General features: G+C 73.7%; 10 protein-coding genes. 8 read left to right on the forward strand and 2 right to left on the reverse strand.

Going from position 1 to position 18596, the window contains the following annotated elements; all coding sequences use genetic code 11:
• Nucleotides 1-69 precede the first annotated feature (69 nt).
• From ACH4B3_RS06595 to hflX, 3 genes are all read left to right on the forward strand, one after another.
• The gene (locus ACH4B3_RS06595) at nucleotides 70-2208 is read left to right on the forward strand and encodes a RelA/SpoT family protein (RefSeq protein ID WP_398461643.1); all 2139 of its coding nucleotides are present in this window, start codon (nucleotides 70-72) and stop codon (nucleotides 2206-2208) included.
• An 84-nt stretch (nucleotides 2209-2292) separates the two neighbouring features.
• Complete coding sequence (locus ACH4B3_RS06600; RefSeq protein WP_398461644.1) at nucleotides 2293-3786, forward strand: M1 family metallopeptidase; 1494 nt, start codon at nucleotides 2293-2295, stop codon at nucleotides 3784-3786.
• Between the two features lie 119 nt (nucleotides 3787-3905).
• Nucleotides 3906-5399, forward strand: a complete 1494-nt coding sequence (gene hflX, locus ACH4B3_RS06605; protein WP_398461645.1) for a GTPase HflX — start codon at nucleotides 3906-3908, stop codon at nucleotides 5397-5399.
• A 112-nt stretch (nucleotides 5400-5511) separates the two neighbouring features.
• Here the strand turns inward: hflX and ACH4B3_RS06610 are convergent, their stop codons facing one another.
• Complete coding sequence (locus tag ACH4B3_RS06610; protein WP_398461646.1) at nucleotides 5512-6702, reverse strand: trypsin-like serine peptidase; 1191 nt, start codon at nucleotides 6700-6702, stop codon at nucleotides 5512-5514.
• Nucleotides 6703-8419: 1717 nt separating this feature from the next.
• Between ACH4B3_RS06610 and ACH4B3_RS06615 the strand changes: the two genes are divergently transcribed.
• The 3 genes from ACH4B3_RS06615 to ACH4B3_RS06625 all read left to right on the forward strand — a co-directional run bounded on the left by ACH4B3_RS06615 (nucleotide 8420) and on the right by ACH4B3_RS06625 (nucleotide 13412).
• Nucleotides 8420-10393, forward strand: coding sequence for an IucA/IucC family protein (locus ACH4B3_RS06615; protein ID WP_398462300.1), 1974 nt, complete (start codon nucleotides 8420-8422; stop codon nucleotides 10391-10393).
• A 34-nt stretch (nucleotides 10394-10427) separates the two neighbouring features.
• Nucleotides 10428-11195: a GNAT family N-acetyltransferase gene (locus ACH4B3_RS06620; protein ID WP_398461647.1), complete on the forward strand. Its 768-nt coding sequence runs from the start codon at nucleotides 10428-10430 to the stop codon at nucleotides 11193-11195.
• Between the two features lie 243 nt (nucleotides 11196-11438).
• Nucleotides 11439-13412, forward strand: a complete 1974-nt coding sequence (locus tag ACH4B3_RS06625; RefSeq protein ID WP_398461648.1) for an ATP-dependent DNA helicase — start codon at nucleotides 11439-11441, stop codon at nucleotides 13410-13412.
• Nucleotides 13413-13662: 250 nt separating this feature from the next.
• On the opposite strand, the gene lexA is transcribed toward ACH4B3_RS06625, so the two are convergent.
• Nucleotides 13663-14448, reverse strand: a complete 786-nt coding sequence (gene lexA, locus ACH4B3_RS06630; protein WP_398461649.1) for a transcriptional repressor LexA — start codon at nucleotides 14446-14448, stop codon at nucleotides 13663-13665.
• 446 nt (nucleotides 14449-14894) lie between these two features.
• Here lexA and nrdR point away from each other — a divergent pair, with 446 nt between their 5' ends.
• Nucleotides 14895-15419 (forward strand): transcriptional regulator NrdR, encoded by a 525-nt coding sequence (gene nrdR, locus ACH4B3_RS06635; protein ID WP_398462301.1) that lies wholly within the window; start codon nucleotides 14895-14897, stop codon nucleotides 15417-15419.
• Between the two features lie 115 nt (nucleotides 15420-15534).
• On the forward strand, nucleotides 15535-18435 hold the full coding sequence (locus ACH4B3_RS06640; RefSeq protein WP_398461650.1) for a vitamin B12-dependent ribonucleotide reductase: 2901 nt from the start codon (nucleotides 15535-15537) through the stop codon (nucleotides 18433-18435).
• The last annotated feature ends 161 nt before the right edge of the window (nucleotides 18436-18596 follow it).

Below are 18596 nucleotides of genomic sequence, written 5' to 3' on the forward strand. Positions count from 1 at the left end.
TGGGCTCGATAGCATCAAGCACCGGCCCCGGGGGTGAGCCCACGCCGGTCCGACCAGCCGGAGGTGCCCATGAGCGCAGAGGCCACGGAGCACACTGCCCTCGGCCGCAGGCGCGGCCTCCCCCGTATCGATCTGCGGAACATCCGCCGGTTCAGCAGGACCGCCGTGCTCGGGCCGGCCTCCCGCGGCCGGCTGCCGGACGCCATCGAGCACGTCGCCAAGGTGCACCGGGCCCATCACCCCGGCGCCGACCTCGACGTGTTGCGCCAGGCGTACGTGCTCGCCGAGTCCTCGCACCGCGGCCAGATGCGCAAGAGCGGCGAGCCCTACATCACCCATCCGCTCGCGGTCACCCTGATCCTCGCCGAACTCGGCGCGGAGACCACGACGTTGACCGCCTCGCTGCTCCACGACACCGTGGAGGACACCGAGGTGACCCTCGATCAGGTCGGCGAACAGTTCGGCGCCGAGGTCCGCTATCTGGTCGACGGCGTCACCAAGCTGGAGAAGGTCGACTACGGGGCCGCCGCCGAGCCGGAGACGTTCCGCAAGATGCTCGTCGCCACCGGCAACGACGTCCGGGTGATGTCCATCAAGCTCGCCGACCGGCTGCACAACATGCGCACCCTGGGCGTGATGCGGCCCGAGAAGCAGGCCCGGATCGCCAAGGTCACCCGGGACGTGCTCATCCCGCTCGCCGAGCGGCTGGGCGTCCAGGCGCTCAAGACCGAGCTGGAGGACCTGGTGTTCGCCATCCTCCACCCCGACGAGTACGTCCGGGCCCGTGAGCTGATCCTCGCCCACGCCGACCGGCCCGACCCGCTCGCCCGGGTCGCGGAAGAGGTGCGCGGCGTGCTCCAGGAGGCCGGGATCACCGCCGAAGTCACCGTCCGGCCACGGCACTTCCTCTCCGTCCACCGGGTGCGGGTCAAACGCGGCGAGCTGTCCGGATTCGACCTCGGCCGGCTCCTGGTACTGGTGGCCGAGGACGCGGACTGCTACGCGGTCCTCGGCGAACTCCACACCTGCTTCACCCCCGTGATCGCGGAGTTCAAGGACTTCGTCGCCGTCCCCAAGTTCAACCTCTACCAGTCGCTGCACACCGCGGTGGCCGGCCCGGACGGCCGGATCGCCGAAGTCCTCATCCGCACCCACCAGATGCACCGCGTCGCCGAGGCGGGCGTGGTGGCCCTCGGCAACCCGTACGCCCCCGGCACCGGTGACGGCGGGGCCGACGGCCAGGACGCCGAGCGGGTCGACCCCACCCGGCCCGGCTGGCTCTCCCGGCTGCTGGACTGGCAGCGCGCCACCCCCGACCCGGACGCCTTCTGGAGCTCCCTCCGCGACGACCTCGCCCAGGACCGGGAGATCACCGTCTTCCGGGCGGACGGCGGCACCCTGGGCCTGCCCGCGGGCGCCAGCTGCGTGGACGCCGCCTACGCCGAGCACGGCGAGGCCGCGCACGCCTGTATCGGGGCCCGCGTCAACGGCCGCCTGGTGGGGCTGGGCACGGTGCTGCGCGACGGGGACACCCTGCAACTGCTGATGGCCCGTGACGCCGCCGCCTCCGGCCCGTCGCGGGACTGGCTCGACCACGCCCGCACCCCCGCCGCGCGGATCGCCATCGAGGGCTGGCTGGCCGCCCACCCCGGGGCCGCGGAAGGGCCCGCGGCCGACGTCCCCAGCACCGGCCGGCCCGCCGCCCCGGGGCCCGCCGGCCGCGCCCCCCGGGAGGCCGGCGCGGTCGCCGACGACCCCGCCGCGGCGGTCCGGCTCGCGGGGTGCTGCACCCCGGTGCCGCCGGACGCGGTCACCGGCTTCACCGTGCGCGGCGGCGCGGTCACGGTGCACCGGCAGGAGTGCCCCGCGGTGGCGCGGATGACCGCCGCCGGCCGGCAGCCGGTCGGGGTGCGCTGGCGGGACCAGCACAGCGGCCCGGTCGGCACCGACTACCGCGTCACCGTGTGCGCCGAGGCGTTCAGCAGGCCGCACCTGCTCGCCGACCTCACCGAGGCGATCGCCGCCGAGGGGGTCGCGGTCATCTCGGCCGCCGTGGAGCCGCCCCACGAGCAGCGCGTCCGGCACACCTACACGCTCCAGCTGCCGGACGCGGACCGGTTGCAGCACCTGATGCGCGCCATGCGCCGGGTGCCCGGGGTCTACGACGTCACCCGGCCCGGGCGGCGGATGGCGGCGGCCGGCTCCTGACCCGCTCCGCCGCCCGCCCGCCGAACGGGTGGACCCGGAACGCCGCACCGCGTGGCGCTCCGCGGGCGCTGGTAGCGGTAGCCCATGCCGATCACTTTCCCCCGCCGCCGGGCGCACCGCCGCAACGCGGCCCTGGCGACCGCCGCCCTCGCGGCCCTCGCGGCCGCCGTCCCCCCGGCCCCGCCCGCCCCGCAGGGTCTCGGGGACCGGCTCTTCCCGCACCTGGGCAACCCCGGCTACGACGTCGCCGCGTACGACATCGACCTCGACTACCACGGCAACCGGCGCCCGCTGGACGCGGTGACCACCATCGACGCCCGAGCCACCCGCGAGCTGAACCGCGTCAACCTGGACTTCACGCACGGCACGGTCCGTTCGGTCACGGTCGACGGGCGGCGCGCCGCGTTCACCACGGCCGGTGAGGACCTGGTGATCACCCCCCGGACGCCGCTGGCCGCCCACGACCGCTTCGAGATCACCGTCCGGCACACCAGCGACCCGCGCGGCCCGGTCAAGGGCGGCTGGGTCCGTACCCGGGACGGGCTGGTCATGGCCAACCAGGCCAATGCCGCGCACCGGGTGTTCCCCGGCAACGACCACCCCTCCGACAAGGCCGTCTTCACCTTCCACGTCACCGCGCCCCGGGAGCTGACGGTGGTCGCCGGCGGGCAGCCGCGGGGCCGGACCCGGGAGGGGGACCGCACCACCTGGCACTACCGGCTGCGGCACCCGATGGCCACCGAACTGGCCCAGATCTCCATCGGCCGCTCCACCGTCGTCCGCCGGCGCGGTCCCGGCGGGCTCCCGGTGCGCGACGTGGTGCCCGCCGCGGACCGCGCCCGGCTGGCGAAATGGCTGGCCAAGACCCCGCGGCAGATCGCCTGGATGGAACGGAGGGTGGGCCGCTACCCGTTCGAGAACTACGGTGTGCTGATCGCCGACGCCGCCACCGGCTTCGAGCTGGAGACCCAGACGCTCTCCCTGTTCGAGCGCGGACTGTTCACCGACGGCGCCTTCCCCGCCTGGTACATCGAATCGATCATGGTGCACGAGCTGTCCCACCAGTGGTTCGGCAACAGCGTCAGCCCGCACCGCTGGTCCGACCTGTGGCTGAACGAGGCCCACGCCACCTGGTACGAAGCCCTCTACGCCGACCAGCGGGGGAAGGCCTCGCTGACCGAGCGGATGCGCCAGGCGTACCTGCTCTCCGACGTGTGGCGGGCCGACGGCGGGCCGCCGGCCGCCCCCCGGGCCGCCGACCCCGGGGACCAGATCGGCATCTTCCGGCCGGTGATCTACGACGGCAGCGCCCTGGTCCTCTACGCCCTCCGCCAGGAGATCGGCGACGCCGCCTTCCAGCGGCTGCAGCGCGCCTGGGTCCGGCGGCACCGTGACGGGGTGGCCACCACCGAGGACTTCGTCCGGCTGGCCGCGCGCATCGCCGGCCGGGACCTGACCGGCTTCCTCCACCCCTGGCTGTACGGCCGGACGACCCCGCCGATGCCGGGCCACCCGGAGTGGCGCACGGCGGCGAAGCGGGCCCGGTCGGAGTCGCGCCCCGCACCGAAACCCGAGTGACGGCCCGCCCGCGACGTGCGACCATCATCGGGTCGGCGAACGCGGCCGCGCCCCGGGGAATCCTCCGGCGGCCTCCGGCGTTGTCGACAGTGACAACTTCCCACGACGTAAGGATCGCATTGACCTTCTCCTCTTCCCTTCCGCAGGAACGGCAGCCGCGAGTCGCCGACAGCCTTCGGGCCGACGCCCTGATGGAAGAGGACGTCGCCTGGAGTCAGGAGATCGACGAGGAGCGTGACGGCGACCAGTACGACCGCTCCGAGCGGGCGGCACTGCGCCGTGTCGCGGGCCTTTCCACCGAACTCGAAGACGTCACCGAGGTCGAGTACCGGCAGCTGCGCCTGGAGCGCGTGGTGCTGGTCGGCGTGTGGACCTCGGGCACCGTGCGGGACGCCGAGAACTCCCTGGCCGAGCTGGCCGCGCTCGCCGAGACCGCGGGCGCGCTGGTGCTGGACGGGGTGATCCAGCGCCGGGACAAGCCGGACCCGGCCACCTACATCGGCTCCGGCAAGGCGCAGGAACTGCGCGACGTCGTCCTGGAGTCCGGGGCCGACACCGTCGTCTGCGACGGTGAGCTCAGCCCGGGCCAGCTGATCCACCTCGAGGACGTCGTCAAGGTGAAGGTGGTCGACCGGACCGCCCTGATCCTCGACATCTTCGCCCAGCACGCCAAGTCCCGCGAGGGCAAGGCCCAGGTCTCGCTGGCGCAGATGCAGTACATGCTCCCCCGGCTGCGCGGCTGGGGCCAGTCGCTGTCCCGGCAGATGGGTGGCGGTGGCTCGGGCTCCTCGGGCGGCGGCATGGCCACCCGTGGTCCCGGTGAGACCAAGATCGAGACGGACCGGCGGCGCATCCGCGAGAAGATGGCGAAGATGCGCCGGGAGATCGCCGAGATGAAGACCGGCCGCGACATCAAGCGGCAGGAGCGCCGGCGTAACAAGGTCCCCTCGGTGGCCATCGCCGGCTACACCAACGCCGGGAAGTCCTCGCTGCTCAACCGGCTGACCGGGGCGGGCGTGCTGGTGGAGAACGCGCTGTTCGCCACCCTGGACCCGACCGTTCGCCGGGCGGAGACGCCCAGCGGCCGGGTCTACACCCTGGCGGACACCGTCGGATTCGTCCGGCACCTGCCGCACCACCTGGTCGAGGCGTTCCGCTCCACGATGGAGGAGGTCGGCGACTCCGACCTGATCCTGCACGTCGTGGACGGCTCGCACCCCGTGCCGGAGGAGCAGCTGGCCGCCGTGCGCGAGGTCATCCGCGACGTGGGCGCCCTCGACGTGCCCGAGATCGTGGTGGTCAACAAGGCGGACGCCGCCGACCCGCTCGTCCTCCAGCGGCTGCTGCGGGTCGAGAAGCACGCCATCGCGGTGTCGGCCCGCAGCGGGCAGGGCATCGAGGAGCTGCTGGCGCTGATCGACCGGGAGCTGCCGCGCCCGGAGGTCGAGATCGAGGCGCTGGTGCCGTACACGCACGGCAAGCTGGTGGCGCGTGCGCACAGCGAGGGCGAGGTCCTCTCCGAGGAGCACACCGGCGACGGCACGCTGCTCAAGGCGCGGGTGCACGAGGAGCTGGCCGCCGAGTTGCAGCCCTTCCTGCCGGCTTCCGCGTAGGCCCGAGGCGCTCAGGCGCACCGGACACAACGAGAAGGCCCGCCCCCTCACCAGGGGGCGGGCCTTCTCGTTGTGCCGGGTGCCTCCCGGCGCGGGAGGCACCTGCCGGCGCTTACTTGTTGGCGAACTTCCTGCTCACCGCGTTGTAGACGCCCTTGGCCTCCGGGCCCAGGTGCGGTCCGGCCAGCCAGGTCGCGCTGGCCGGGCCGATCGAGGTGTTCGACACCAGCGCGGGCTTGCCGTCCGAGCCGGTGGCGACCCAGCCGCCGCCGGAGGAACCGGCGGTCATCCGGCAGCCGATCCGGTACATCGTCGGCTGCGCGCTGTCCAGCGACAGCCGGCCGGGCTTGTCGGTGCACTGGTGCATCATCTGGCCGTCGAAGGGCGGCGCCGCCGGGTAGCCGGTGGCCGTGATGTTCGCGATGTCCTTGACCTGCGGGGCGTTGAACTCGACCGGCAGGGCGCCGCCGACCGTCTCCTCGAGGGACTTGCCGCTGCCGCCCTCGGGCTTCACGTGCAGCACCGCGAAGTCGTACGGGGCACCCTGGCCACCGACGCTGGCACCGGTGTCGATCCACTGCGAGGAGGTCTGCGCCCAGTCCGCCCACCAGACGCCCTTGGGCGCCAGCTCCTCGCGGGTGGCGGTCTCCAGCTCCGCCGCCGACTTGCCGGCGTCGTTGTAGGACGGGACGAACGCGAGGTTCTTGTACCAGCCGCCACCCTTGCCCGCGTGGACGCAGTGGCCCGCGGTCCACACCAGGTTGGACTTGCCCGGGTGCGCCGGGTCCTGGACCACGGTGGCCGAGCAGACCATGGAGCCGTCGGGGCCGTCGAAGAAGACCTTGCCCGCCTCAGGGACGGCGGTGCTGTACGGCGAGGACACCTGCTTGGCGTCCACCGGCTGCGGGTCAGGGTCGGTGACGCCCTGGTCGCCGGAGATGTCCTCCTCCTCGACCGGCTTGTCCGGCTCCTGAGCCTCCCTCATCCGGTCCGGCTTCCACAGGTCCTCGATGATCGGGTTGATGAACTCCCCGGCCTCGCGGAGCCACTTGTCCTTGTCCCAGTTGTCCCAGGCCCCGTCCTTCCACTTGTCGAGGTCGATGTCGAGGTCCTTCAGAACCTGGTCGAGGTCCGGCAGGGCGACGTCCTCCGTCCCCTGCTGGTCGGCGGAGGCAGTGGGACCGGGGTCCGCGGTGTCGTCCTCCGGGCCGCAGGCGGTGGCGGTCAGCGCCAGCACGGTGGCGAAGGCGGCCGCCGCCACGGCGGATGTGCCCCTGCGGGCGCGCGGGCGTATGGATCGCATCGGTGGAACTCCCCCTGAGAGGTTCTGGACTGCTCCGTACGTGCCGTGCACTTGTCATGCACCACCCCAGCAGCTGGGGTGCCCCCCACTATGCCGGTGACGCCTACGACGGCCGCCATCGGGTCTCCGGTTCCGCCGGTGGTCAAGGATCTTGCCGACGGCCCGTGATCCGCCGGTGCCCGCGTCGTTGGTACGGGCGGGGGACCAGCCGACCGCGTGCACCACCAGCAGGAGGGCCGACGCCTGTGGCCGTGACCCAACTCCCGACCGGCGCCCGGCCGAAGGCTGCCGGTCGGGTGCGCGGCGTCTCCCGGTGCCGCAGGCTGCGCGGTCCCCGGCGGCACCCTGCCGCCGGGCCGATTCCGGCGGCCGCCCGGAACCCCGCCCCGCCGCCCTCGGCCCGGACACCGCGCCCCGGGCGACCTCCGACGCGGCCCGCCCGGGACGCCGGAGCCGCTGCCCGGCCGCCGCGCGGGTGCGGCGCGCGACGCCCCACCGGGCGCCGGGAGGTCCCCGGCCGCCGCGGCCCCGGCCCGCCGCCGCCCCGCGCGCGGTGAGCACACTCGCCCGGGCCGTGGTGGCGGACGGACCACCGCCGCCGGGCCGGGCGGCAGCCGGCGCGGTCCCGCCGTCGACAGGGGTCCCGCCGTCGACAGGGGTCCCGCCGTCGACAGGGGTCCCGCCGGCACACGGCCGCCGGGCTCCGGCCCCGCGGTGTGGCCGCCCCTTCGCCACCGGCCCACCGCCGGAGCCATGTCCCCCGTCACCGAAGCCACCCGACCACGCCGAAGGAGGGAGGCGCCCGGAGTCCCGGCAGGACCGCCGAGACCCCCGCGCCACCGCACAGATGCAGCACTCCACCGGGGCCGGTGCGCCCCGCAGGCAGCCCGCTCCGCCGGATGGGCCCACCACCGTCCCGGAGCGCGGCACCGGCGCCACCGGTCCGCGGCCCGGCCCGGCCCCGGCCCCCGGTCCGGCGCTGCCGGCCGCCCGCCCGGACGCCCGGGACCACCGGGAGGGCAGGGACCACCGGGATGACCGGGAGGGCCGGGAGGGCCGGAAAGACCGGGAGGGCCGGGAGGATCAGGCCCCCCGGGCCGGTCAGCACCCCGGGGACGGCCCGGACCGGGCGGACCGGCGTCACCCCAGCGGCCCGGACACGGCGACCTGCGCCGGACCGGCCGGGCCCGAAGGGGAGGAGCCGCGGGACGGCCGGACCGGCCGGGACTCGCGACCGGGCCGGACCGGCCGCCATGCCGGAGACCCCGCCGCGGCGGCCCACACGCCGGGGCCCGCGGCCGCGCCCGCCGTGCCCCGGCAGGGGCGGCACCCGGCTGCGGCCCCCGCGGCCGCCGGAGCGGCGGACCCCGCACCCCCACCCGCCACCGCCACGGGCTCCACCGTCACCGGCTCCGGCGGTCCGGCGGCCTCGGTCGATCCGGTACCGACCGCCGCCACCGACGACCCGCCGAACACTTCCGAACCGGCACCGGCCGCCGCCTGCCCTGCGAACGCTCCCGCCCCGGCACGGACCGCCGACGTCGGCGGTCCTGTGAACGCTCCCGGTACGGCAGCGACCGGCGCCGGTCCTGCGAACGCTCCCGACCCGGCGCCGACCGCCGACGTCGGCGACCTTCTGAACGCTCCCGACCCGGCAGTCGCCGCCGACGCCGCCGCGGTGGAGAACCTGCTGCGCTGCTGGGTCCGTGAAACCGGCGTGGCCCGCCCCGAGGGCAGCTGGCTGCGTATCGCGCCGACCTCCGGTGGCGCGGCGCTGCGGGTCCCGGTCCGGTACTGGTCCGCCACCGGCTGGCACCGGTTCGGCAGCCCCGTGCTGGAGGGCTCGCCGGATCCGGCGCCGCCGGTGGACGCGGTGACCCTCGCCGCCCTGCTCGGACGCGAGGCCGCCCACCTGGTGCGGAACCCCCGCACCGCGGACGGCGGCGGCGATACAGGACCGGCCGCCGGCGGCGCCGGACCCCGGGGCGGAGCCCCCGCGACTCCCGGTGGAGCCGCGAGCGGAGACCCCGCGACTCCCGGTGGAGCCGCGAGCGGAGACCCCGCGGCTCCCGGCGGAGCCCCGGGCGGCTCCGGCGGGGACACCGGGGGCCGGCCCGCGGGCGGTGACGCCCGGCCCGGCGGCGACACCGCCGGCCGCGAGCCTGGTGTCACCGGCGCCGCGGCACCGGCGCGCATCCCCGGCGCGGTGGAGGCCGCGGAGCTCGTGGGCCGGGTCGCGGAGTCGGTGCGCCGCACCGCCGCGTTCCTCGCCGTACGCCGCGCCGCACCCGCCGAGCCCGGGGTGCCGCCGAGCCACTTCCTCGCCGCCGAGCAGTCCCTGGTCTTCGGGCACCCGCTGCACCCCACACCCAAGAGCCGGGAGGGCCTCACCGACGCGGAGGCCCTGCGCTACTCCCCGGAGTCGCGCGGCTCGTTCCCGCTGCACTGGTTCGCCGTCGACCGCTCGGTGCTGGCCGCCGACTCGGCCTGGACCCAGCGCGGCCGCGCGGTCTCCGCGGAGCGGCTCGCCCGCTCGCTGGCCGGCGCCGAACCGCCCGGCCTGCCGGATGCCGCCGTACCGCTTCCGGTGCACCCCTGGCAGGCGCGCGAGCTGCGGCACCGGCCCGCGGTGGCCGAGCTGCTGGACGCCGGGCTGCTGCGCGACCTCGGCAGCCACGGCCCCGACTGGCATCCGACGTCCTCGCTGCGGACCGTCCACCGGCCCACCGCGCCGGCCATGCTGAAGCTGTCGCTCGCGGTGCGCATCACCAACTCCCGCCGCGAGAACCTCCGCAAGGAACTGCACCGCGGCGTCGAGGTGCACCGGCTGCTCCGCACCGGGCTGCACGGCCAGTGGCAGGCGGCCTGCCCGGGCGTCCCCGGCGTCCCGGGCGGCGGCTTCGACATCGTCCGCGACCCGGCCTGGCTCGGCGTCGACGCACCGGACGGAAGCCCGGTCGCGGGCCTCGACGTGGTGATCCGGCACAATCCGTTCGGCCCCGAGGACCGGGCACTCTGCGTCGCCGGGCTCACCGCACCGCGCCCGTGGCCCGGTCGGACGGCGCTCCGGTCGCGGCTGGCCCAGGTGGTGGACCGGCTGGCCGCCGTCACCGGCCGCCCGCCCCGGATGGTGGCCGCCGAGTGGTTCCTGCGCTACCTGCACGCCGTGGTGTGGCCGGTGCTCTGGCTCGACGGGACGGTGGGTGTCGCCCTGGAGGCCCACCAGCAGAACACCGTGGTGCTGCTGGACGCCGACGGCTGGCCGGCCGGCGGCCGCTACCGCGACAACCAGGGCTACTACTTCCGCGAGTCCCGGCGCGCCGGGCTGGAGCGCCGCCTGCCCGGCATCGGCGAGCGCAGCGACACCTTCGTCCGGGACGCGGTGGCCGACGAACGCCTCGCCTACTACCTCGGGGTCAACAACGTGCTCGGCCTCGTCGGTGCGTTCGGCTCGCAGCGGCTCGCCGACGAGGGCGTGCTGCTCGCCGCCTTCCGCCGATTCCTCGGACAGGCCGCGTCCCCGGCCACCGGTGCCGGCTCCGCGCTCCCGGCCCGGTTGCTGGACTCGCCCACGCTGCGCTGCAAGGCGAACCTGCTCACCCGGCTGCACGGCCTGGACGAACTGGTGGGCCCGGTCGACACGCAGTCCGTCTACGTCACCGTTCCCAACCCCCTGACCACCGCGGGCTGATCCGGGCCGCGGCCGGCCCCGGGGGCGCGCCCCCGTGCCGCCGGCCCCCGCCCGGTCCACCGCCCGCCGCCCCCGCACCGCAGAGGAGACCGTCGACGTGCCGCCCCCCGACCTCACCGCTGGTACGGGCACCAGCGCCGAAGACACCCTCGACCTGCGGCTGACCGAGCAGCCGGTGCCGGCGCTGTCCGCGGAGGAGCTGTCACCCCGCGCCGGCCACGGCGGCCGCCACGATCTGCTGGACGGTCTGGCGGGCTGGGGCCCGGTGGCCACCGCGGCGGGGGCCTTCCAGCTCGTCCCGGTCCGGGTGGAGCGGGACCTGCCGCTGCTCGCCCGCTGGATGAACGATCCGGCGGTCGCGGCCTTCTGGGAACTGGACGGCGCGGACCACATCACCGAGAAACACCTCCGGGCCCAGCTCGAAGGCGACGGCCGCAGCGTGCCGTGCCTGGGCGCGCTGGACGGTGTGCCGATGAGCTACTGGGAGGTCTACCGCGCCGACCTGGACCCGCTGGCCCGGCACTACCCGATCCGGCCGCACGACACCGGGCTGCACCTGCTGATCGGCACGGTCGCCGACCGCGGCCGCGGCCTGGGCACCACCCTGCTGCGGGCCGTCGCCGACCTGGTCCTGGACCGCCGTCCCGGGTGCGGCCGGGTCGTCGCCGAACCCGACCTGCGGAACACCCCCTCGGTCGCGGCCTTCCTGGGCGCGGGTTTCCGGCTCGGCGCCGAACTCGAGCTGCCGGGCAAGCGCGCGGCGCTGATGGTCCGGGACCGGGCACTGCGTGCCGTGCTGTGACGCGCGGCGCCCCGCGGGCCCCGGCCCGGCACTCCGGACGGCCGGCCCCGCCGGGCCCGGAGAGCCGCTTCCGGCCACGGGGACGGCGCCGCGGTCCACGGGTGGTCCGTCCGCCCCGGCCCGCCGCCCCCGCGCTCGCCGGCCGGGACGGAACCGGTGGCTCCGGTCGGCACCGGCGGGTCCCGGCCGCCTTCTCCCGTTGTGATCCCCGTTGTCAGTGGTCCGCCGTAGGGTGGTGGTGCTATGACGAAGCCCCCTCTCCCCGAGCTCCTGCACGCCGCCGTCACCGCCGTCGGCGGCACGGAGCGCCCCGGCCAGGTCACCATGGCCCAAGCCGTCGCCGAGGTGATCGACGGCAGTTCCCATCTCCTGGTGCAGGCCGGTACCGGCACCGGTAAGTCCCTGGGCTACCTGGTGCCCGCGCTCGCCCACGGGGAGCGGGTGGTGATCGCCACGGCCACCCTGGCGCTCCAGCGGCAGCTGGTCGAGCGGGATCTGCCGCGGACCGTCGAGGCGCTCCACCCGCTGCTGCGCCGCCGGCCGGAGTTCGCCATGCTCAAGGGCCGGTCGAACTACCTCTGCCTGCACCGGCTGCACGAAGGGGTGCCGCAGGACGACGAGGAAGGGCTCTTCGACGCCTTCGAAGCGGCGGCCCCCACCAGCAAGCTGGGCCAGGACCTGCTGCGGATGCGGGACTGGGCGGACGAGACGGAGACCGGCGACCGTGACGACCTGACCCCCGGGGTGTCGGACCGGGCCTGGTCACAGGTCTCGGTCACCTCCCGGGAGTGCCTCGGGGCGTCCAAGTGCGCCTACGGCGCGGAGTGCTTCGCGGAGGCCGCCCGGGAGCGGGCCAAGCTCGCCGACGTGGTGGTCACCAACCACGCACTGCTCGCCATCGACGCGATCGAGGGCGCCCCGGTGCTGCCCGGCCACGAAGTGCTGATCATCGACGAGGCCCATGAGCTGGTCTCCCGGGTCACCGGGGCGGCCACCGGGGAGCTCACCCCGGGCCAGGTCGGCCGGGCGGTGCGCCGCGCCGCCAAGCTCGTCGACGAGAAGGCCGCGGACGCGCTGCAGACCGCGTCGGACACCTTCGAGCGGGTGATGGAGCTGGCGCTGCCGGGGCGGCTGGAGGAGGTCCCGGAGGACCTCGGCTACGCCCTGATGGCGCTCCGGGACGCCTCCCGCACGGTCATCTCCGCGATCGGCGCCACCCGCGACAAGTCCGTGCAGGACGAGGACGCGGTGCGGAAGCAGGCACTGGCCTCGGTGGAGAACGTCCACGCGGTGGCGGAGCGGATCGTCCAGGGCTCCGAGTACGACGTCGTGTGGTACGAGCGGCACGACCGGTTCGGGGCCTCGCTGCGGGTTGCGCCGCTGTCGGTGTCCGGACTCCTGCGGGAGAAGCTGTTCAGCGAGCGCTCGGTGGTGCTCACCTCCGCCACCCTCAAGCTCGGCGGGGACTTCAACGGAGTGGGCGCCTCACTCGGCCTGGCGCCGGAGGGCACCGGGGGCGATGACGTCCCGGAGTGGAAGGGGCTGGACGTCGGATCGCCCTTCGACTACCCCAGGCAGGGCATCCTGTACGTCGCCAAGCACCTGTCCCAGCCGGGGCGGGAGGGCAGCCGCGGCGACATGATGGACGAACTCGCCGAACTGGTGGAGGCCGCGGGCGGCCGTACCCTCGGACTGTTCTCGTCCATGCGCGGTGCCCAGGCCGCGGCCGAGGAACTGCGCGGCCGGCTGGACGTGCCGATCCTGCTCCAGGGCGAGGACACCCTGGGCGAGCTGATCCGGGCCTTCGCCGCCGACCCCCGCACCTGCCTGTTCGGTACGTTGTCGCTGTGGCAGGGGGTGGACGTGCCCGGACCGAGCTGCCAGCTGGTCGTCATGGACCGCATCCCGTTCCCCCGCCCGGACGACCCCTTGATGAGTGCCCGGCAGAAGGCCGTGGAGGAGGCCGGGGGGAACGGATTCATGGCGGTGGCGGCGACGCATGCCGCGCTCCTCATGGCCCAGGGCGCGGGCCGGCTGGTGCGGGCCACCGGCGACCGCGGTGTGGTCGCGGTGCTCGACCCCCGGCTGGACCGTGCCCGGTACGGGAGCTTCCTGCGGGCTTCGATGCCGGACTTCTGGTACACGACCGACCGGAATCAGGTCCGTCGCTCGCTGGCCGCCATCGACGCCGCGGCCACGGCGGACGGCTCGAAGTAGCGCCGGGGACGGATGGGGAGCCCGTCCCCGGCCGAGGCGGGTGGACGAGCGGGGACGGAGCCGGGCCGCGGTGCGGCCTGCCCGGGGCAACCTAGCGGGAGGAGCGCTTCCGGCCTGATCGGAGGCGTTCGTGGTCTGCGCCGAGGGTTGGTGGCGTCCTCGACTACCGGCACACAAGCAGGCCCCGGAACCGGCGCAGTGGTCCCGGGGCCCGGTCGTCAGGCGGCGTGGTGGAGGGCTGGGGAGCGCCTCAGACCCGCCGCAGTACGGCGACCACCTTGCCCAGGATGGTCGCCTCATCACCAGGGATCGGCTGGTACGCCGCGTTGTGCGGCAGCAGCCAGACATGACCGTCCTCGCGCTTGAAGCGCTTGACCGTCGCCTCGCCGTCGAGCATCGCGGCGACGATGTCGCCGTTCTCCGCGACCGGCTGGCGGCGGACCGTCACCCAGTCGCCGTCGCAGATCGCCGCTTCGATCATGGAGTCGCCGACGACCTTGAGGACGAACAGCTCACCGTCGCCGACCAGCTGCCGGGGGAGCGGAAAGACGTCCTCGACCGACTCCTCGGCCAGGATCGGGCCACCGGCGGCGATCCGGCCCACCAGGGGGACGTAGGAGGCGGCGGGCTTGCCGGCGGTGTCGGTCGGCTGCACGGCGGGCTGGTCGGAGCCCCGCACCTCGTACGCCCGGGGACGGTGCGGGTCGCGGCGGAGGAACCCCTTGCGCTCCAGGGCCATCAGCTGGTGCGCGACGGAGGAGGTGCTGGACAGCCCCACCGCCTGCCCGATCTCGCGCATGGACGGCGGGTAGCCCCGCCGCTGCACGGAGTCGCGGATCACCTCGATGACCCGCCGCTGCCGGTCGGTCAGCCCCGAGCTGTCCGCGCGGATGCCTGGAGGTCGGCCAGGGAGCGAACGTGTGGGCTTGATGCCCTCCGGGTTCGTGGTGGCGTCATTCATTGCATGCGTGTGTTCGAGTCGGCTCTGGGAGCGGTCCTGAGCGGTGATGGTGGCGCTGTCTGTGGTGGTGGTCACGGCGTCGGCCCCTCTCGAAAATGTCTCCCTGGCTGGTCAACGGTAGTTGCTTTCGAAAGGTTGCGCCAAACACACGTTCGAGTGAAATATCGCAGATCAGCTGACGGGAACATGGGATCGGGTGTATGAGCCGAGGGCGATGACAAGGCGCGCGAAGGCCGCTCCAGTGTGGCACCCGCTGCCCCGCGGATCGGTGACCGGGTCCCGTCGCGTAGTCTCGTGTCTGCTTCGGCGTCGCGACACGCCAGGGGTTCGGATCGATATCCGGTACCACATCTAGTGGTTGGGAGGCTGCCGGTCTCCCACGGGTAGTGGTCCGGGTGATTCCCCTCCGCCGCCGTCCCTTATGCTGGTGCCCTCTCCGGAGAGGCCTGCGACGGTCCGCCGGAGCTGTTCAGTCGTGCCTGGTGGTACGCAGTTTCCGAGGGCGGAGAAGGGTGGGAACCGTGCATTGCCCCTTCTGCCGGAACCCCGACAGTCGTGTCGTCGACAGCCGGACCACCGATGACGGCTGCTCCATCCGCAGACGCCGCCAGTGCCCGGACTGCTCCCGTCGGTTCACCACGGTCGAGACCGCGTCGCTGATGGTGATCAAGCGGAGCGGGGTCACCGAGCCCTTCAGCCGCAGCAAGGTCATCTCGGGCGTGCGGAAGGCCTGCCAGGGCCGGCCGGTCACCGAGGACGCGCTGGCCCAGCTGGGTCAGCGGGTCGAGGAGGCGGTGCGGGCGACCGGCAGCGCGGAGCTGTCCACCCATGACGTGGGGCTGGCCATACTGGGCCCGCTCAAGGAGCTGGACCTTGTCGCGTACCTGCGATTCGCGTCCGTCTACCAGGCGTTCGACTCGCTGGAGGACTTCGAGGCGGCGGTCGCCGAGCTGCGTGCGCAAGCACGGCCTCCCGCGCCCGCCGATGACGGGTCCGGCGCCGACGGGGCCGCGGCGGCCCCCGCGCCCGCCGCCGTCGCCGACTGAGCGACGGCCACCGACGTACCCGGGCGCGCAGCGTGCGACCGGGTGAAAGATCAGAACACCGTGCCTGGGAAGAATCGGGCACATCAGGGCGTTTTCGCCCGTACAGGGAGGCGGAATGACAGAGACGACGAGCGGCCCGGCACGAGGCTCCCGCTCCAAGGGCAGCAAGGCCAGCGCCCGTCAGGGCATGCGCATCGAGCGCATCCACACCACCCCCGGCGTGCATCCGTACGACGAGGTGGTCTGGGAGCGCCGTGACGTCGTCATGACCAACTGGCGCGACGGCTCGGTCAACTTCGAGCAGCGTGGCGTCGAGTTCCCCGACTTCTGGTCGGTGAACGCGGTCAACATCGTCACCAGCAAGTACTTCCGCGGGGCGGTCGGCACACCGCAGCGCGAGACCGGTCTGAAGCAGCTCATCGACCGCATCGTGAAGACCTACCGGAAGGCCGGCGAGGACCACCAGTACTTCGCCTCCCCGGCCGACGCGGAGATCTTCGAGCACGAGCTGGCCTACGCCCTGCTGCACCAGATCTTCAGCTTCAACTCCCCGGTCTGGTTCAACGTCGGCACGCCCCAGCCGCAGCAGGTCAGCGCCTGCTTCATCCTCTCCGTCGACGACTCCATGGAGTCCATCCTCGACTGGTACAAGGAAGAGGGGATGATCTTCAAGGGCGGTTCCGGCGCCGGCCTGAACCTCTCCCGGATCCGCTCCAGCAAGGAGCTGCTGTCCTCCGGCGGCAACGCCTCCGGCCCGGTGTCCTTCATGCGCGGCGCCGACGCCTCCGCCGGCACCATCAAGTCGGGCGGTGCCACCCGCCGGGCCGCCAAGATGGTCGTGCTCGACGTCGACCACCCCGACATCGAGGACTTCATCGAGACCAAGGTCAAGGAAGAGGAGAAGATCCGCGCGCTGCGCGACGCGGGCTTCGACATGGACCTGGGCGGCGACGACATCACCTCCGTCCAGTACCAGAACGCCAACAACTCGGTCCGGGTGAACGACGAGTTCATGACCGCCGTGGAGAACGGCGGCAGCTTCGGCCTGCGTGCCCGGATGACCGGTGAGGTCATCGAGGAGGTCGACGCCAAGTCCCTGTTCCGGAAGATGGCCGAGGCCGCCTGGGCCTGCGCCGACCCCGGTATCCAGTACGACGACACCATCAACCGGTGGCACACCTGCCCGGAGTCCGGCCGGATCACCGCGTCGAACCCGTGCAGCGAGTACATGCACCTGGACAACACCTCGTGCAACCTCGCCTCGCTGAACCTCATGAAGTTCCTCAAGGACGACGGCGAGGGCAGCCAGTCCTTCGACTCCGAGCGCTTCGCCAAGGTCGTCGAGCTGGTCATCACCGCGATGGACATCTCCATCTGCTTCGCCGACTTCCCGACCCCGAAGATCGATGAGAACACCCGCGCCTTCCGCCAGCTGGGCATCGGCTACGCCAACCTGGGCGCGCTGCTGATGGCCACCGGCCACGCGTACGACAGCGAGGGCGGCCGCGCCCTGGCCGGCGCCATCACCTCGCTGATGACCGGCACCTCCTACCGGCGCTCCGCCGAGCTGGCCGGCGTGGTCGGCCCCTACGACGGGTACGCCCGCAACGCCGAGCCGCACCAGCGCGTGATGAAGCAGCACGCGGACGCCAACGCCGCCGCCAAGCGGATGGACGACCTGGACACCCCGATCTGGGCCGCGGCCACCGAGGCGTGGCAGGACGTGCTGCGGCTGGGTGCCAAGCACGGCTTCCGCAACTCGCAGGCCAGTGTGATCGCGCCCACCGGCACCATCGGCCTGGCCATGAGCTGCGACACCACCGGCCTGGAGCCGGACCTCGCGCTGGTCAAGTTCAAGAAGCTGGTCGGCGGCGGCTCGATGCAGATCGTGAACGGCACCGTCCCGCAGGCCCTGCGCCGCCTGGGCTACCAGCAGGAGCAGATCGAGGCGATCGTCGCCCACATCGCCGAGCACGGCAACGTGGTCGACGCCCCCGGCCTGAAGACCGAGCACTACGAGGTCTTCGACTGCGCCATGGGCGAGCGTTCCATCTCCGCGATGGGCCACGTCCGGATGATGGCGGCGATCCAGCCGTGGATCTCCGGCGCGCTCTCCAAGACCGTCAACCTGCCGGAGACGGCCACGGTCGAGGACGTCGAGGAGGTCTACTTCGAGGCGTGGAAGATGGGCGTCAAGGCGCTCGCCATCTACCGCGACAACTGCAAGGTCGGCCAGCCCCTCTCCGCCAAGACCAAGGAGAAGGAGAAGGCCGAGATCACGGAGAAGGCCGAGGCCACCATCCGTGAGACGGTCGAGAAGGTCGTCGAGTACCGCCCGGTGCGCAAGCGCCTCCCCAAGGGCCGCCCCGGGATCACCACCTCCTTCACGGTCGGCGGCGCCGAGGGCTACATGACGGCCAACTCCTACCCGGACGACGGCCTGGGCGAGGTCTTCCTCAAGATGTCCAAGCAGGGGTCGACCCTCGCGGGCATGATGGACGCCTTCTCCATCGCCGTCTCGGTGGGCCTGCAGTACGGCGTGCCGCTGGAGACCTACGTCTCGAAGTTCACCAACATGCGCTTCGAGCCGGCCGGCATGACCGACGACCCGGACGTGCGGATGGCGCAGTCGATCGTCGACTACATCTTCCGCCGCCTGGCGCTGGACTTCCTGCCGTTCGAGACCCGCTCCGCCCTGGGCATCCACTCGGCCGAGGAGCGGCAGCGGCACCTGGAGACCGGCTCCTACGAACCGTCCGACGACGAGATGGACGTCGAGGGTCTGGCCCAGTCCGCCCCGCGCCAGACCGAGACCCTCAAGGCCGTGGCCGCGCCGCGGCCGGAGCAGGTGGCCGCCCCGGCGCCCAAGCAGGCGCACACCTCGGCCGAACTGGTCGAGATGCAGCTGGGCATCAGCGCGGACGCGCCGCTGTGCTTCTCCTGCGGCACCAAGATGCAGCGCGCCGGAAGCTGCTACATCTGCGAGGGCTGCGGCTCCACCAGCGGCTGCAGCTGATGCCGGGCGGGCCGGCGCCGGACGCGGTGTCCGGCACCGGCCCGCACCCGGCCGAAGGCTGACGAAGGGGACCGACCACCGTGGTCGGTCCCCTTCGCCATGCCCGCCGCCGGGGCGGTCCGGCGGCGCCCCCGGCACCGTGCCGGGTGCGGTCCGCCGGT

It is taken from the genome of Streptomyces sp. NPDC018031, assembly GCF_044327625.1.
GTDB lineage: Bacteria > Actinomycetota > Actinomycetes > Streptomycetales > Streptomycetaceae > Streptomyces.

What these genes read in the sequence shown, in the direction of transcription:
- ACH4B3_RS06640 (WP_398461650.1), top strand. Translation starts at nt 15,535, where the DNA reads ATGACAGAGACGACGAGCGGCCCGGCACGAGGCTCCCGCTCCAAGGGC.
- ACH4B3_RS06600 (WP_398461644.1), top strand. Translation starts at nt 2,293, where the DNA reads ATGCCGATCACTTTCCCCCGCCGCCGGGCGCACCGCCGCAACGCGGCC.
- ACH4B3_RS06625 (WP_398461648.1), top strand. Translation starts at nt 11,439, where the DNA reads ATGACGAAGCCCCCTCTCCCCGAGCTCCTGCACGCCGCCGTCACCGCC.
- ACH4B3_RS06610 (WP_398461646.1), bottom strand. Translation starts at nt 6,702, where the DNA reads ATGCGATCCATACGCCCGCGCGCCCGCAGGGGCACATCCGCCGTGGCG.
- ACH4B3_RS06595 (WP_398461643.1), top strand. Translation starts at nt 70, where the DNA reads ATGAGCGCAGAGGCCACGGAGCACACTGCCCTCGGCCGCAGGCGCGGC.